Consider the following 14,328-nt stretch of genomic DNA (forward strand, 5'->3'; position numbering starts at 1 on the left):
CAGGCCGCCGGTGGCGAGGCCCCGCACGCCGAGGCCAAGGCCGATGACGATGTCGTCGACGCCGAGATCGTCGACGACGAGAAGCCGAAGGGTGGCGCTGCCTGATGACGGAGGAGACCCCGGGCTTCGAGGAGAAGCCCGACGTCCCCTCCGGCGCCGCTTCTGACGACGCCGCCGAAGCCGCCGAGGCCCCCTCCCAGGAGGAGGGCTCGGCGGCCCCGGCCGGGGACGTAAGCCAGACGGCCGGTCTGACGGCCCAGCTGGACCAGGCCCGCAGCGCGCTCGCCGAGCGCACCGCGGATCTCCAGCGGCTCCAGGCCGAGTACCAGAACTACCGCCGGCGTGTGGAGCGGGACCGGGTCACGGTCAAGGAGGTCGCCGTCGCGAACCTCCTCGCCGAGCTCCTGCCCGTGCTCGACGACGTCGGCAGGGCCCGGGACCACGGCGAGCTCGTGGGCGGGTTCAAGTCGGTGGCCGAGTCGCTGGAGACCGTCGTCGCCAAGATGGGTCTGCAGCAGTTCGGCAAGGAGGGCGAGCCCTTCGATCCGACGATCCACGAGGCCCTCATGCACTCGTACGCGCCGGACGTCACCGAGACGACCTGCGTGGCGATCCTGCAGCCGGGGTACCGGATCGGCGAGCGGACCATCAGGCCCGCGCGCGTGGCGGTGGCCGAGCCCCAGCCCGGGGCGACGCCGGCCGCGAAGGAAGAGAAGACGGCCGACGAGGAGAGCGGTGGGCCCGAGGAAAGTGCGTGACCTGGTCCGACGGAGGACCGGGACGCGTGCCCCGCGGGCCGGCGCGATGATCGTCCGGGAGGAGGGACGCCGATGAGCACGAAGGACTTCGTCGAGAAGGACTACTACAAGGTCCTCGGCGTCCCCAAGGACGCCACGGACGCCGAGATCAAGAAGGCGTACCGCAAGCTCGCCCGCGAGAACCACCCGGACGCCAACAAGGGTGACACCAAGGCGGAGGAGCGCTTCAAGGAGATCTCCGAGGCGAACGACGTCCTCGGCGACCCCAAGAAGCGCAAGGAGTACGACGACGCCCGCGCGCTCTTCGGGAACGGCGGCTTCAGGGCCGGACCCGGCGGCGCGGGCGGCACGTTCAACTTCGACCTGGGTGACCTCTTCGGCGGCGCCCAGGGCCCCGGTGGGCCCGGCGCCGGTGGGTTCGGCGGCGGTCTCGGGGACGTCTTCGGCGGACTGTTCAACCGGGGCGCGGGCGGCGGTCCGGGCACGCGGACGCAGCCGCGCCGCGGCCAGGACATCGAGTCCGAGGTGACGCTCAGCTTCACCGAGGCCATCGAGGGCGCCACCGTTCCCCTGCGGATGTCCTCGCAGCAGCCCTGCAAGACGTGTTCGGGCACCGGCGACAAGAACGGCACGCCCCGCGTCTGCCCGACCTGTGTCGGCACCGGCCAGGTCTCGCGCGGCGGGAGCGGTTCCTTCTCGCTCACCGACCCGTGCGTGGACTGCAAGGGACGCGGCCTGATCGCCGAGAACCCCTGCGAGGTCTGCAAGGGCAGCGGCCGGGCCAAGTCCTCCCGCACCATGCAGGTCCGCATCCCCGCCGGTGTCTCCGACGGCCAGCGGATCCGGCTGCGCGGCAAGGGCACCCCGGGCGAGCGCGGCGGCCCGGCCGGCGACCTCTATGTCGTCGTCCACGTCGACGCCCACCCGGTCTTCGGCCGCAAGGACGACAACCTCACCGTCACCGTGCCCGTCAGCTTCGACGAGGCGGCGCTCGGCGGCGAGATCAAGGTGCCGACCCTGGGCGGCCCGGCGGTGACACTGAAGCTGCCCGCCGGTACGCCCAACGGCCGTACGATGCGCGCCCGTGGCAAGGGCGCGGTCCGCAAGGACGGCACGCGCGGCGATCTGCTGGTGACGGTGGAGGTCGCGGTGCCCAGGGAACTGGACGACAAGGCCCGCGAAGCCCTCGAGACGTACCGCGAGGCGACGGCGGGCGAGGACCCCAGGGCAGAGCTCTTCCAGGCCGCGAAGGGAGCTTGACGCGATGGACAGCCGACCGGGGCGCAGCCGCAACCCGTACGAACTGACCGACGAGACGCCGGTGTACGTCATCTCGGTGGCGGCACAGCTCTCGGGTCTGCATCCGCAGACCCTGCGCCAGTACGACCGTCTCGGCCTGGTCTCCCCGGACCGCACGGCCGGGCGTGGCCGGCGCTATTCGGCCCGTGACATCGAACTGCTGCGCACCGTCCAGCAGTTGTCGCAGGACGAGGGCATCAACCTGGCGGGCATCAAGCGCATCATCGAGCTGGAGAACCAGGTCGCGGCGCTGCAGGCCCGGGTCGCCGAGCTGTCGGCGGCGGTCGAGGGCGCGGCGGCGACGCTGCGTCAGCGCGAGGCCCAGGTGCACGCCTCGTACCGGCGCGACCTGGTGCCGTACACGGATGTGCAGCAGGCGAGCGCCCTGGTCGTCTGGCGCCCCAAGCGGCCCGGCGTCGAGTAGCGGGCTGCTCCCGTACGCGACGAGGCCCCCTCCGCTTCCTGCGGAGGGGGCCTCGCCGTCGCCCCGGACTACGGGATGAGCTCGCCGACGATGTCCCCGACCGTCTCCCACCAGGGTGAGGCGCCGGTCCCGAACGCGGCGGCCAGGGCCGTGCCGACGGCCCGGTCGCGGGGGGCCGCGCCGGGCTTCCAGTCGTCGACGACCCGACCGTCGCCGGAGCACCGCAGAGTGCCGATCTTCCGGCCGTCGCGGGTCAGCCGGCTCTCGTCGTACCCGCTGGGCACCAGGCGGTAGCGCGCCCCGTCGACCCGGACGTCGACCCGGTACGACCACCGCAGCAACCGGCCCCGCGCGGGCCGGATGCGGGCGGGGCGCCCGTCGACGGTGAGGGTGAGGGCGGTACGGTCGCGGGTCCCGATCGGGATGAGCCGGTTCACCGGGGTGCCGGGCGCGCGGACGAGCTCCACGGTCGGCAGGTGGGGACCGGTCACGCGCAGGGTTCCGGCGGGGCCGTCGAGGTCGATCTGGACGTACAAGGTCAGTTTTCCTGCTCCAGGATGCCGGACCTGGCGATGAGGTAGCCGAGTTGGGCGCGGCTGCCGCTGCCGAGGGCGGCGGCGAGCTTGGCGATGTGGGCGCGGCAGGTCCGGACGTTCATGCCGAGGCGGCGGGCGATGGCCTCGTCGACGTGGCCCGCGACGAGGAGTTTGGCGATGGAGCGCTGGACTCCGCTGATGTCGTCGGTCTTGATGTCGTAGGGGATCTCCTCCTTGATCGGCACGGCCAGCTGCCAGAACTGGTCGAAGACGCCGACGAGGTAGGCGACGAGACCGGGGTGGCGCAGCTCCAGGGCCACCTGGCGGTCGCTCCGGGCCGGGATGAAGGCGACCTCCCGGTCGACGATGATCAGCCGGTCGATGATCTCCTCGAGGGTGCGGACCTGGACCTCCGGTCCGACGTGTTCGAGGTAGGCGAGGGTGAGTTCGGTGTGGCGCGCGGTGTGCTGATAGAGCGTCCGCATCCGGATGCCGCGCCCGAGCAGCGGCGACACCCGCTTGAGCGCCTCGCTCAGGGCGTGGGCGGGGCGTCCGCCGCCGGGCTGGACGGTCAGCAGCTCCTGGCTGCAGTTGGCGACCACGCGGTCCAGGGTGGCGTTGATCCTGCCGATGCCTTCGAGCACCGTGATGGCGTGGGTGGCGGGCTGCTCCTGGGCGCTGATCGCCATGAATGGCTCGAACGCGTCGGAGAGCGCGACCGCGAGCCGCCGGCGCTCCAGGATGTCCCGCTCGATCGGCTGCAACAGCTGGGCCAGCGCCGAGGAGGGCGGCACCGGTCGAAGCCACTGGGCGTCGTCCGGATCCGGGTGGAGGAGCGAGAGATCGAGGAGGCAGGGCGTCTCCGCCGCCTCTGACCGGGGTATTCGTCCTGTGCGCAAGGCGCTCGCGTACAGGTCCGCGCCTGCCTTGCACAGTTCTGCATGCGAATGAGGGTGACCGGTTTCGTCCGGTTGTTTCTGCATTCGTACACCCCCAGGCTCCTGCATCTCAGGAACATGATGCATGGGTTTGGTGGTGGAAGAGGAGAGAGTAAGCCATCGTCTTAGTCGCGGGGGTCGCAAAGAGACGTTGCCTTCAAGTGAGGTTGCTCGGTGATGATGAAGAAGCTCATACGCGCAGTGGCCGGAGTCGCCTTCATCGCGGCTGCCACAGTGGGAGCGCTGGGGGCGGTCGAGGATCCCGGTTGGCACTCGGAGCGGGCGAACACGCGGGTCGCTCCTGCCGACCCCGGCTGGCACTCCGAGCCGGCGCTCGTGACCACTGCCCTGGGCGACCCGGGCTGGCATGTGGCGCCGGCCGCGGTGAACGACCCCGGCTGGTCCTCCGTGGGCGCATGAACGTTCCCGACGACTCTCGCTTCCGTCGCGAGATGGCGACGGCGTACCGCTCCGGGTGGCATTTCATCGACCTCGTCACGGCTGTGCCGCACAGTGGCGATTCGTTGATGGTCACCCTCTTCGGTGAGCCGATCATCATCACGCGAGGTGAGGACGAGGACATCCGCGCCTACCGGTGTCTGCGGCGGCCTCGTGGCGCCCCGCAGCCCGTCCGCTGTGCCATCCGGTACGGCATGATTTTCGTCAATCTCGATCAGCGCGACCATCAGCTGGTCGAGTCCGAAACCATCACCGCCACCCCCCGCAGTGCCTGAGCGGTTCCCCCGTCGTTGTAGATCGCTCAGGTACTACCCCCACACAGCGGCGCCATCGCGGACCTGAAACGCGATGGCGCCGCTGTGCTGTCCGCGCACTTCCCGTACGGCCCCACCGGCCCGGCCCGGACGCGACCGCTACGCGCGGCCCATCGCCCGGGTCAGCGCGATCTCGATGACCACCCGGTCCGGGTTCGGGGAGGGTGTGCGGCCGTAGCGGGCGGCGTAGCGCTCGACCGCGTCGGCGACGGCCTCCGCCTCCGTGCGGATCCGGGCCACGCCCTCCAGGGTCGCCCAGCGGCCCTTGTCCACCTGGCAGACCGCGACCCGCGCCCCCTGCGGGCCCGCCGCCAGGACGTTGGCGACCTTGTGGCTGTGCTTGTTGGTGATCACCCGCGCCAGCCCGTTCTCACCGCCCTCCGGGTCGTATGTCACGCCCACCGCCACCACGTGCGGGGTGCCGTCCGGGCGGGGTGTCGTCAGGGTGCACATGTGGTACTCGCGCCAGAAGCCGAGGTACGAGTCGCTGGGGTTCCTGGGGTCGGTCGCCATGTCGCGAACCCTACCCTTGAGCGGAATGGACTCAACTTTGTGTACGCTGGATGAGTCATACGCGAGCGACAGCGCCTGACAGGAGGAGACCGCACGTGGACGCCGAACTGACCAACAGGAGCCGTGACGCCCTCAACGCGGCCACCAGCCGTGCCGTGACCGACGGGCACCCCGATCTGACCCCCGCGCATCTGCTCCTCGCGCTGCTCGCGGGCCAGGAGAACGAGAACATCACCGACCTGCTCGCCGCCGTCGAGGCCGACCAGGCCGCGGTACGGTCCGGTGCGGAGCGGCTGCTCGCCGCCCAGCCCAGCGTGACCGGCTCCACGGTCGCGCCGCCGCAGCCCAACCGTGAGCTGCTCGCCGTCATCGCCGATGCCGCCGAGCGCGCCAAGGAGCTCGGGGACGACTACCTGTCCACCGAGCACCTGCTCATCGGGATCGCGGCGAAGGGCGGACAGGCGGGCGACGTCCTCGCCCAGCAGGGGGCGAGTGCGAAGAGCCTGCTCGACGCGTTCCGGAAGATCAGGGGAGGGCGCCGGGTGACCACACCCGACCCGGAGGGTCAGTACAAGGCACTGGAGAAGTTCGGTACGGACTTCACGGCGGCCGCGCGGGAGGGGAAGCTCGACCCCGTCATCGGGCGCGACCAGGAGATCCGGCGCGTGGTCCAGGTGCTCTCCCGCCGCACCAAGAACAACCCCGTCCTCATCGGTGAGCCCGGCGTCGGCAAGACCGCCGTCGTCGAGGGCCTCGCCCAGCGGATCGTGAAGGGCGACGTCCCCGAGTCCCTGAAGAACAAGCGCCTGGTCGCCCTCGACCTCGGCGCGATGGTCGCCGGCGCCAAGTACCGCGGCGAGTTCGAGGAGCGCCTGAAGACCGTCCTCTCCGAGATCAAGGAGAGCGACGGGCAGATCATCACCTTCATCGACGAGCTGCACACCGTCGTCGGCGCGGGCGCCGGCGGCGACTCCGCCATGGACGCGGGCAACATGCTCAAGCCGATGCTGGCCCGCGGGGAGCTGCGCATGGTCGGCGCGACGACCCTCGACGAGTACCGCGAGCGGATCGAGAAGGACCCCGCCCTGGAGCGCCGCTTCCAGCAGGTCCTGGTCGCCGAGCCGAGCGTCGAGGACACCATCGCGATCCTGCGCGGCCTCAAGGGCCGGTACGAGGCCCACCACAAGGTCCAGATCGCCGACTCCGCGCTCGTCGCGGCCGCCACGCTCTCCGACCGCTACATCACCTCCCGCTTCCTGCCCGACAAGGCCATCGACCTCGTCGACGAGGCCGCCTCCCGGCTCCGGATGGAGATCGACTCCTCGCCCGTCGAGATCGACGAGCTCCAGCGCGCCGTGGACCGGCTGCGCATGGAGGAGCTGGCACTGAAGAACGAGAGCGATCCCTCCTCCGTGCAGCGGCTGGAGAAGCTGCGCCGCGACCTCGCCGACAAGGAGGAGGAGCTGCGCGGTCTGACCGCCCGCTGGGAGAAGGAGAAGCAGGGCCTCAACCGCGTCGGTGAGCTGAAGGAGAAGCTCGACGAGCTGCGCGGCCAGGCCGAACGCGCCCAGCGCGACGGCGACTTCGACACCGCCTCCAAGCTGCTGTACGGCGAGATCCCGGCGCTCGAGCGGGAGCTGGAGGCGGCCAGCGAGGCCGAGCAGGAGGCCGCCCGGGACACCATGGTCAAGGACGAGGTCGGCCCGGACGACATCGCGGACGTCGTCGGCTCCTGGACCGGCATCCCGGCCGGCCGCCTCCTGGAGGGCGAGACGCGCAAGCTGCTGCGCATGGAGGAGGAGCTGGGGCGGCGGCTGATCGGCCAGTCCGAGGCCGTCCAGGCCGTCTCCGACGCCGTGCGCCGCACCCGGGCCGGCATCGCCGACCCCGACCGGCCCACCGGCTCCTTCCTCTTCCTCGGCCCGACCGGTGTCGGCAAGACGGAGCTGGCGAAGGCGCTCGCGGACTTCCTCTTCGACGACGAGCGGGCCATGGTCCGCATCGACATGTCGGAGTACGGCGAGAAGCACAGCGTGGCCCGGCTGGTCGGCGCGCCTCCCGGCTACGTCGGTTACGAGGAGGGCGGCCAGCTCACCGAGGCGGTGCGCCGCCGGCCGTACAGCGTGGTCCTGCTCGACGAGGTGGAGAAGGCGCACCCGGAGGTCTTCGACATCCTGCTCCAGGTCCTCGACGACGGCCGGCTCACCGACGGCCAGGGGCGGACGGTGGACTTCCGCAACACCATCCTGATCCTGACGTCCAACCTCGGCAGCCACTTCCTGATGGACCCGCTGACCTCGCAGGAGCAGAAGCGGCAGCAGGTCCTGGAGGTGGTGCGGGCCTCGTTCAAGCCGGAGTTCCTCAACCGGCTGGACGACCTGGTGGTCTTCTCGGCGCTCGACAAGGCCGAGCTGCGCCGGATCGCGGGGCTCCAGGTCGGCCGGCTCGCCAAGCGCCTGGCCGACCGCCGGCTCACGCTCGACGTCACCGAGGCGGCGCTGGACTGGCTGGCGGAGGAGGGCAACGACCCGGCCTACGGCGCCCGCCCGCTGCGCCGCCTGATCCAGACGGCGATCGGCGACCGGCTCGCGAAGGAGATCCTCGCGGGCGAGGTCCGGGACGGCGACACGGTCCGCGTGGACCGTGTCGAGGACGGCCTGATCGTGGGCGCGGCCACTCCCTGACGGCCCGCGCCCGGCAGGTGCCGACGATGACGAGGGCGGTCCCCCGCCGCCCTCGTCCGCCTTCGTCCGCCCCCGTCGGTCACGTCGATTCCGCGGCCGTCGCGCCCCGCCGGGCCGGCCGCCGTACTCCAGGTGCGCGAGATCCTGTCCGCCCGCAGCGGATCTCGCCCGATCCGGCGCGGTCGGGCTTGCGCCGTACCGCCCGGCATGGGAGAGGATGGCCGCAACCGTACGAAGGGATATTCACGGTGAGCATCGACCCGTCCTCGATTCCGAATTTCGGGGGCCAGCCCCAGCCTCAGGCCGCAGGACCGGCGGGCCCCGTCGTCCCTGATCAGGACCTGGTCAAGCAGCTTCTCGACCAGATGGAGCTGAAGTACGTCGTCGACGACGAGGGCGACCTCGCGGCGCCGTGGGAGGAATTCCGCACGTACTTCATGTTCCGCGGCGACGACGAGCAGAAGGTCTTCTCCGTACGGACCTTCTACGACCGTCCGCACTCGGCGGACGACCGCGCCAAGGTCCTCGACGCGATCGACGACTGGAACCGCCGCACCCTGTGGCCCAAGGTCTACACCCACCTGCACGAGGAGGAGGACGGCTCCGCCACCCTCCGGCTCATCGGCGAGGCGCAGATGCTGATCGGCACCGGCGTCGCCCTGGAGCACTTCGTGTCCTCGACCGTCAGCTGGGTCCGCGCGTCGATCGAGTTCGACAAGTGGCTCGTGGAGCAGTTCGGTCTGGAGTCCCCCGAGGACAAGGAGCCCGGCGCGCCCGAGTAGGACGCGCGCGGACTCACAGCGCCATGCGCGCGAACAGCAGCAGATACGCGCCATAGCCGAACGAGAGCCCGGCCAGAGCCGCGATCACCACGATCGCGGCTCTCGGCCGGGCTCTCGTCAGTGCGAGCGCCGGCGGCAGCAGCAGCGGGAAGGCGGGGAGCAGGAAGCGCGGCTTGGACTCGAAGAAGCCGGACCCGCCGACGGCGATGAGGACCAGCACGCCCGTGTAGACCAAAACGCACAGCGGCGGGCGCTCCACCAGCGCGAGCAGCGCGAAGAGCAGCACGCCGACCGCCGTGATCACCAGCGCCATCGCGAAGCCGAACTGCGTCGGCCCCGTGAGCATGCCCCGTACGAAGAGCAGCGCGCCGGCCCCCAGGTCGAAGCGTGAGGACCAGCCGTCCTGGACGGCGAAGTAGCCGCCGAGCGAATCGCCTCGGCGGGCACCGACCCACAGCAGGTACGCGAGCCATCCGGCCGGGGCCAGCGCCGCGGCCGCCCACATCCGCCCGTCCACCCTGCCGCGCCGCCGCCACAGCTCGCAGGCGACCGTGGCGAGGACGGCCGCCGCGACGGCGATCCCGTTCGGCCGGGACAGGCCGGCCAGGGCCGCGAGCGTGCCCGCCCAGAGCCAGCGGTGGGTGAGCAGCGCGTAGAGCGACCAGGCGGCGAAAGCCGTCATCAGCGGTTCGGTGTACGCCATCGTCAGCACCACCGAGTGCGGCAGCAGCCCCCAGAGCAGCACCAGGAAGACCGCGGCGGGGCGCCCGTGCAGCCGTTCGCCGACCAGGTAGACGGCCCAGGCGGCGGCGCCGGCCGCGAGCCACGACAGGAGCAGGCCGGCGGTGCCGCCGGTGACCGGGAGGACGGTGGTGACGGCCCGGACGAGCCCCGGGTAGAGCGGGAAGAACGCCAGGTCCGACTGGACCATGCCGTTGGGCCAGTGCAGGGTGCGGCCGTATCCGTGGGCGGCGATCCGGATGTACCAGTCGGAGTCCCAGGACGTGGCGAGCAGCGCGCGCGGTGAGCGTCCGACGTGCCAGGCCCAGAGCGCGAGAGCGAGCGTCCCGGTCAGCCGCGCGGCGGCGAACAGGCCGAGCGCGGGGGCGGCCCGGTGCAGGGAGGCCCGCCAGCGGGGGACGCTCCTGACAGCGGCGGACGCCGGGCGGTCGAGAGTCTCGGCGGACAGGGTGCACCTCCGTGCGCGCGGGAATCAGGTCGGCCCGACAAATCGGTCTACCTGACGATCGTCACGGCTCGGAGGGGGCGCGCGAGCGCGGAGAGCCCACCCGGGTGAAAGATTCCCGGCTGTTCCCGGGCGCCCCGGGGCCTTGGCGCGCCGGGTCAGCCGGTCGGCGTCTTCAGCCGGGACCGTCTCCTCCAGGGCGGCGCTGCCCGTCGTTTCCCGTGCGGGACGGGGTCCGGCTGAAAGGCCGGGCCCTGTGCCCGCACGTCCACCTGGCCGCTCTCAGCGAGCCAGCCGACCGAGGCGGTCCACCGCCTCCTGCAATACAGCCTTTCGCTTGCAGAACGCGAAGCGGACGAAGGGGACGCCCGCGTCGCGGTGGTCGTAGAAGACCGCGTTGGGGATGGCGACCACGCCCGCCCGTTCGGGCAGGGCGCGGCAGAAGGCCACGCCGTCGGACGCGCCGAGCGGGCGGATGTCGGCGGTGACGAAGTAGGTGCCGGCCGGGCGGTGGACCGCGAAACCCGCCCTGGCGAGCCCGTCGCTCAGCAGGTCCCGCTTGGCGAGGAGATCGGCGCGCAGGTCGTCCAGGAACGTGTCGGGCAGCCGCAGCGCCTCGGCGATCGCGTACTGGAAGGGGCCCGAGGCCACGTACGTCAGATACTGCTTGGCGGCGCGGACCGCCGTGGTCAGGGCCGGGCTCGCGGTGACCCAGCCGACCTTCCAGCCGGTGAAGGAGTACGTCTTGCCGGCCGAGCCGATGGTGACCGTGCGCTCCCGCATGCCGGGGAAGCTCGCGATCGGCAGGTGCTCGGCACCGTCGAAGACCAGGTGTTCGTAGACCTCGTCGGTGACCACGAGCAGATCGCGCTCGACCGCCAGTTCGGCGACGGCGGTGAGTTCGGCGCGGGTGAGGACCGTGCCGGTGGGGTTGTGCGGGGTGTTGAGGAGGATCAGCCGGGTCCGGTCGGTGACGGCGGCCCGCAGCTCGTCCAGATCGAGGACGAAGTGGCCGGCCGCCGGGCGGAGGGTGACCGGCACGCGGGTGCCGCCGGCCATCGCGATGCAGGCGGCGTACGAGTCGTAGTACGGCTCCAGGGCGATCACCTCGTCGCCCGGCTCCACGAGGGCCAGCAGCGCGGCCGCGATCGCCTCGGTCGCGCCCGCCGTGACCAGTACCTCCGTGTCGGGGTCGAACTCCAGTCCGTACCGCCTGAGCTGGTGTTCGGCGACGGCCGTGCGCAGCTCCGGGACGCCCGGACCGGGCGGGTACTGGTTGCCGCGTCCGTCGCGCAGCGCCCGTACGGCGGCCTCGCGGATCTCCTCCGGCCCGTCGGTGTCGGGAAAGCCCTGTCCGAGGTTGATCGCCCCGGTCCGTACGGCGAGTGCGGACATCTCGGCGAAGATCGTCGTCCCGAACTCGGCGAGTCGGCGGTTGAGCAGCGGTCGTGTCATGCCGCCATCGTGGGTGGAAGCTCTGGACTTCCTCAAGTGCGCTTTGGGCTCGGATGGCGTGGGGCATCTCCCCTCCACACAGACACACGGGGGTGAAACTGATGGCAGCACTGCTGATCGGGGCCGTGATCCTCATCATCGCGCTGGGCCTGCTGGCCGGTGGAGGCAGCCGGGGCGGGCGGCGGGGGCGGCGGCACAGCTGGTGGGAGGGCGGCGGTTCCTCCTGCGGCGGCGGATCGTCGTGCGGCTCCTCCGGGAGCAGCTGCGGCGGTGGGGGCGGAGGGGGTGGCGGAGGCGGCTGCGGCGGCGGCAACTGACACGGGGCGGTCACGCCGCATCCCTCATCCCGGGTCAAGACTGGGTGCCCGTGGAGTCAACGTCCCACGGGCACCTTCTTGTTGAAGGCGCGCGAGCGATTTCCGACTGAACAGTTGAACCGTTGGGCCCCCGAGGGGATGGAAACCACTCCAAGTTGGGTAAAAACGCGGTGAGCTGACCACAGTTCATGATTCCCTCGCTGTTGAGAACATCCAGCCCTCGGACCGTGTGTGGACCCGAGCCGGCGATCCCCCACTCCCGTTGAACCCTTTCTCCGGGGCGCCCCCGGCCCACCCGGCAAACCGTGTTTGCGGAGCCGACCCATGCTCACGACCCTGAAGACCTCCTATACCGACACGCGCGCGGCCGACCTGGCCTGGGCTCTGGGGCGCGAGCCGCTGCCCGCCCTCGCCGTGCTCGACCTCGAACTGACCGGAGCCAAACTGCAGTTGCGCCTGCTGGGCGCCTCACATCAGGTACTTCTGCAAGAGGAGGACCGTAGTTGCTCGGAGACCGTCGCCTGTATGCCCGGCAGCAGTACGCCGCTGCCGCTGGGCGTCTCCAAGCGCGTCGGCGAGTGGGAGTACGAATTCGCGGCGCGCGTCGAGACGTTGTCGCACGGCTCCTTCGCGGGCCGCGCCCAGGAGTTGCTCGCGCTCGTCGCCGACCATCCGAACGGCCTGGCGGGGACGTTCCCCGGCTCGCCGCACGCCTTCACGGCGATGCTGGCGCAGCGCCACGAGGGCCAGGTGCGGTGGCGCACCTGGCACGCCTATCCACAGGAGGGGCAGTTGGTGGTCACGCGGACGCGGATCGGTGACCGTATGCCTGCCGCAAACTGATGCGCCGTCGGAATGCATCAGGTCCACTCGTGTGGGTGACAAAAAGCGATACAGGTGTGACGTAGCGTTACGCGCATGATCGATCCGCCCGTACCCATGCCACCCCGGAGGGTGACAGGGCCGCCCGTGCGTCCGGGTGCGGTGCGGTATCCGGTCCTCGCGGTGGTCTTCGTCTGCGCCGCCTGCGGACTGGTCTACGAGCTGGAACTGGTCGCGCTCGCCTCGTATCTGATCGGCGATTCCGTGACCCAGGCGTCCGTCGTGCTGTCCGTGATGGTCTTCGCGATGGGCGTCGGCTCACTGCTCGCCAAGCGGTTGCGCTGTCGCGCGGCGGTCGGCTTCGGCCTGGTCGAGGCCGGCCTCGCGCTCGTCGGCGGCTGCTCCGCGCTCGTGCTCTACGCCGCGTTCGCCTGGCTCGGCGAGTCCCGGTACGTCCTGGTGGCGTTCTCGCTCGCCATCGGGGTGCTCATCGGGGCCGAGATCCCGCTGCTGATGTCCCTGATCCAGCGGGCCGGGTCGGCACGCGCCCCCGGCGCGGGGGACGAGGACGACCCGGCCGGGACGGTCGCCGACCTGTTCGCCGCCGACTATGTCGGAGCACTGGTCGGCGGCCTCGCCTTCCCCTTCCTGCTGCTGCCCTGGCTCGGCCAGCTCACGGGAGCGCTGGTCACGGGCGGGGTGAACGCCGTGGCGGGCGGCGGCCTGGTGCTGTGGCTGTTCCGGCGTGATCTGACCGCCCGGTCCCGGGCGCTGCTGATCGGCGCCAACCTCACCGTCCTCACCGTCCTCGCCACCGCCACCGTCCTCGTCGACGACTTCGAACGGGCGGCGCGGCGCGCGGTGTACGGCGACAGCGTGCGGGTCGCCGTGCGGACCGGGATGCAGGAGGTCGTGGTGACCGGGGCCCCCGGAGCGCCGCCGGAGCTGTTCCTCGACGGTCGGCCGAGGGTCGGCGGACAGGACGAGTACCGCTACCACGAGGCGCTGGTGCACCCGGCGATGAACGGGCCGCACGCGCGCGTGCTGATCGTCGGCGGCGGCGACGGCCTCGCCGCGCGCGAGGTGCTGCGCCATCCGGGGGTCCGCTCGGTCACCGTCGTCGAGGCCGACCCCGGAGTCGTACGCCTGGCCCGGACCGACCCCCAACTCGCCACGCTCAACGAGCACGCGCTCCGGGACCCCCGGGTGCGGGTCGTGTACGCGGACGCCTTCCGCTGGCTGCGCGAGGCCGGGGGTCGGGCCGGAGCGGGGCCGGCCGCCGGCGAGCGGTACGACGTGATGATCTCGGACCTGCCCGACCCGGGCATCACCTCCAGCACCAAGCTGTACTCGGAGGAGTTCTACGGACTGGCGGCCCGGATCCTCGCGGACGGCGGACGGCTCGTGGTCCACGCCGGATCGGCCTCGGCCCGCCCCCGTACGTACTGGACCGTGGACTCCACCCTGCGGGCCGCCGGTTTCGCGGTCCGGCCCTACGGCGCGAGCGGGCACGAAGCCGGATTCGCCACGGGCCCCGACCGCGCGGCCGGGGACGGGGGCGCGGGCCCGGCGGAGTGGGGGTACCTCCTCGCGGCCCGGAGCCCGCACCCGCCCACGCTGGCCCTCGCCGCTGGCACACCCCCGCTGCGCTCCCTCACGGCCGAAGCCCTGGCGACGGGGGCGCGGACCGTGGAGCGGACCCGGGGCGGCGACCTGCCCGCGTCCACGCTCGTGCACCCGCGCTACAGCGGCTGAGACCGGCGGACGCCCGGGACCGGGGCTGACCCGGCCGCGCCCACGCGTGCGCACCCCCGCTACAGCGGCTGAGACCGGCGGACGCG

Annotated in this window: 15 protein-coding genes; 10 read left to right on the top strand and 5 right to left on the bottom strand. The window is 71.8% G+C overall.

Annotated features, from left to right (window positions below):
• Positions 1-104: 104 nt before the first annotated feature.
• From grpE to ACWDX6_RS08475, 3 genes are all read left to right on the top strand, one after another.
• Positions 105-758 (top strand): nucleotide exchange factor GrpE, encoded by a 654-nt coding sequence (gene grpE / locus ACWDX6_RS08465; RefSeq protein ID WP_451484174.1) that lies wholly within the window; start codon positions 105-107, stop codon positions 756-758.
• 72 nt (positions 759-830) lie between these two features.
• The gene (gene dnaJ, locus ACWDX6_RS08470; RefSeq protein WP_451484175.1) at positions 831-2,018 is read left to right on the top strand and encodes a molecular chaperone DnaJ; all 1,188 of its coding nucleotides are present in this window, start codon (positions 831-833) and stop codon (positions 2,016-2,018) included.
• 4 nt (positions 2,019-2,022) lie between these two features.
• Positions 2,023-2,481 carry a heat shock protein transcriptional repressor HspR gene (locus tag ACWDX6_RS08475; protein ID WP_451484176.1) on the top strand — a complete coding sequence of 153 codons (459 nt, stop codon included), beginning with the start codon at positions 2,023-2,025 and terminating at the stop codon, positions 2,479-2,481.
• Between the two features lie 68 nt (positions 2,482-2,549).
• Here ACWDX6_RS08475 and ACWDX6_RS08480 read toward each other — a convergent pair whose 3' ends face one another.
• Positions 2,550-3,017, bottom strand: a complete 468-nt coding sequence (locus ACWDX6_RS08480) for a hypothetical protein (protein WP_451484177.1) — start codon at positions 3,015-3,017, stop codon at positions 2,550-2,552.
• A 2-nt stretch (positions 3,018-3,019) separates the two neighbouring features.
• Entirely contained in the window at positions 3,020-4,000 is a 981-nt protein-coding gene (locus ACWDX6_RS08485) for a helix-turn-helix transcriptional regulator (protein ID WP_451484178.1), read from the bottom strand.
• Positions 4,001-4,132: 132 nt separating this feature from the next.
• Between ACWDX6_RS08485 and ACWDX6_RS08490 the strand changes: the two genes are divergently transcribed.
• Positions 4,133-4,375 (top strand): hypothetical protein, encoded by a 243-nt coding sequence (locus tag ACWDX6_RS08490; RefSeq protein WP_451484179.1) that lies wholly within the window; start codon positions 4,133-4,135, stop codon positions 4,373-4,375.
• Complete coding sequence (locus tag ACWDX6_RS08495) at positions 4,372-4,689, top strand: (2Fe-2S)-binding protein (RefSeq protein ID WP_356888170.1); 318 nt, start codon at positions 4,372-4,374, stop codon at positions 4,687-4,689. Before ACWDX6_RS08490 ends, ACWDX6_RS08495 begins: the two co-directional genes overlap by 4 nt.
• Positions 4,690-4,827: 138 nt before the next feature.
• On the opposite strand, the gene ACWDX6_RS08500 is transcribed toward ACWDX6_RS08495, so the two are convergent.
• The gene (locus tag ACWDX6_RS08500; RefSeq protein WP_451484180.1) at positions 4,828-5,241 is read right to left on the bottom strand and encodes a pyridoxamine 5'-phosphate oxidase family protein; all 414 of its coding nucleotides are present in this window, start codon (positions 5,239-5,241) and stop codon (positions 4,828-4,830) included.
• A gap of 95 nt (positions 5,242-5,336) precedes the next feature.
• On the opposite strand from ACWDX6_RS08500, the gene clpB reads away from it, so the two are divergent.
• Both clpB and ACWDX6_RS08510 read left to right on the top strand, forming a co-directional pair.
• Positions 5,337-7,925, top strand: a complete 2,589-nt coding sequence (gene clpB / locus ACWDX6_RS08505) for an ATP-dependent chaperone ClpB (protein WP_451484181.1) — start codon at positions 5,337-5,339, stop codon at positions 7,923-7,925.
• 248 nt (positions 7,926-8,173) lie between these two features.
• Entirely contained in the window at positions 8,174-8,707 is a 534-nt protein-coding gene (locus ACWDX6_RS08510) for a type III secretion system chaperone family protein (RefSeq protein ID WP_356888176.1), read from the top strand.
• 13 nt (positions 8,708-8,720) lie between these two features.
• On the opposite strand, the gene ACWDX6_RS08515 is transcribed toward ACWDX6_RS08510, so the two are convergent.
• Together ACWDX6_RS08515 and ACWDX6_RS08520 are read right to left on the bottom strand one after the other, a co-directional pair.
• Entirely contained in the window at positions 8,721-9,896 is a 1,176-nt protein-coding gene (locus ACWDX6_RS08515) for a hypothetical protein (RefSeq protein WP_451484329.1), read from the bottom strand.
• A gap of 279 nt (positions 9,897-10,175) precedes the next feature.
• Positions 10,176-11,348 carry a pyridoxal phosphate-dependent aminotransferase gene (locus tag ACWDX6_RS08520; protein WP_451484182.1) on the bottom strand — a complete coding sequence of 391 codons (1,173 nt, stop codon included), beginning with the start codon at positions 11,346-11,348 and terminating at the stop codon, positions 10,176-10,178.
• Positions 11,349-11,449: 101 nt separating this feature from the next.
• Between ACWDX6_RS08520 and ACWDX6_RS08525 the strand changes: the two genes are divergently transcribed.
• The 3 genes from ACWDX6_RS08525 to ACWDX6_RS08535 all read left to right on the top strand — a co-directional run bounded on the left by ACWDX6_RS08525 (position 11,450) and on the right by ACWDX6_RS08535 (position 14,242).
• The gene (locus tag ACWDX6_RS08525) at positions 11,450-11,665 is read left to right on the top strand and encodes a hypothetical protein (RefSeq protein ID WP_451484183.1); all 216 of its coding nucleotides are present in this window, start codon (positions 11,450-11,452) and stop codon (positions 11,663-11,665) included.
• A 324-nt stretch (positions 11,666-11,989) separates the two neighbouring features.
• Entirely contained in the window at positions 11,990-12,508 is a 519-nt protein-coding gene (locus ACWDX6_RS08530) for a DUF2617 family protein (RefSeq protein ID WP_451484184.1), read from the top strand.
• A 75-nt stretch (positions 12,509-12,583) separates the two neighbouring features.
• On the top strand, positions 12,584-14,242 hold the full coding sequence (locus ACWDX6_RS08535; protein ID WP_451484185.1) for a polyamine aminopropyltransferase: 1,659 nt from the start codon (positions 12,584-12,586) through the stop codon (positions 14,240-14,242).
• Positions 14,243-14,328: the final 86 nt, after the last annotated feature.

The organism is Streptomyces sp. NPDC003027 (genome assembly GCF_053591435.1).

Bases quoted from the DNA above. Each gene is read 5' to 3' on its own strand.
- ACWDX6_RS08535 (WP_451484185.1), top strand. From the start codon at position 12,584: ATGATCGATCCGCCCGTACCCATGCCACCCCGGAGGGTGACAGGGCCG.
- ACWDX6_RS08475 (WP_451484176.1), top strand. From the start codon at position 2,023: ATGGACAGCCGACCGGGGCGCAGCCGCAACCCGTACGAACTGACCGAC.
- dnaJ (WP_451484175.1), top strand. From the start codon at position 831: ATGAGCACGAAGGACTTCGTCGAGAAGGACTACTACAAGGTCCTCGGC.
- ACWDX6_RS08520 (WP_451484182.1), bottom strand. From the start codon at position 11,348: ATGACACGACCGCTGCTCAACCGCCGACTCGCCGAGTTCGGGACGACG.
- ACWDX6_RS08530 (WP_451484184.1), top strand. From the start codon at position 11,990: ATGCTCACGACCCTGAAGACCTCCTATACCGACACGCGCGCGGCCGAC.
- ACWDX6_RS08490 (WP_451484179.1), top strand. From the start codon at position 4,133: ATGATGAAGAAGCTCATACGCGCAGTGGCCGGAGTCGCCTTCATCGCG.
- ACWDX6_RS08525 (WP_451484183.1), top strand. From the start codon at position 11,450: ATGGCAGCACTGCTGATCGGGGCCGTGATCCTCATCATCGCGCTGGGC.
- grpE (WP_451484174.1), top strand. From the start codon at position 105: ATGACGGAGGAGACCCCGGGCTTCGAGGAGAAGCCCGACGTCCCCTCC.
- ACWDX6_RS08485 (WP_451484178.1), bottom strand. From the start codon at position 4,000: ATGCAGAAACAACCGGACGAAACCGGTCACCCTCATTCGCATGCAGAA.
- ACWDX6_RS08500 (WP_451484180.1), bottom strand. From the start codon at position 5,241: ATGGCGACCGACCCCAGGAACCCCAGCGACTCGTACCTCGGCTTCTGG.
- ACWDX6_RS08495 (WP_356888170.1), top strand. From the start codon at position 4,372: ATGAACGTTCCCGACGACTCTCGCTTCCGTCGCGAGATGGCGACGGCG.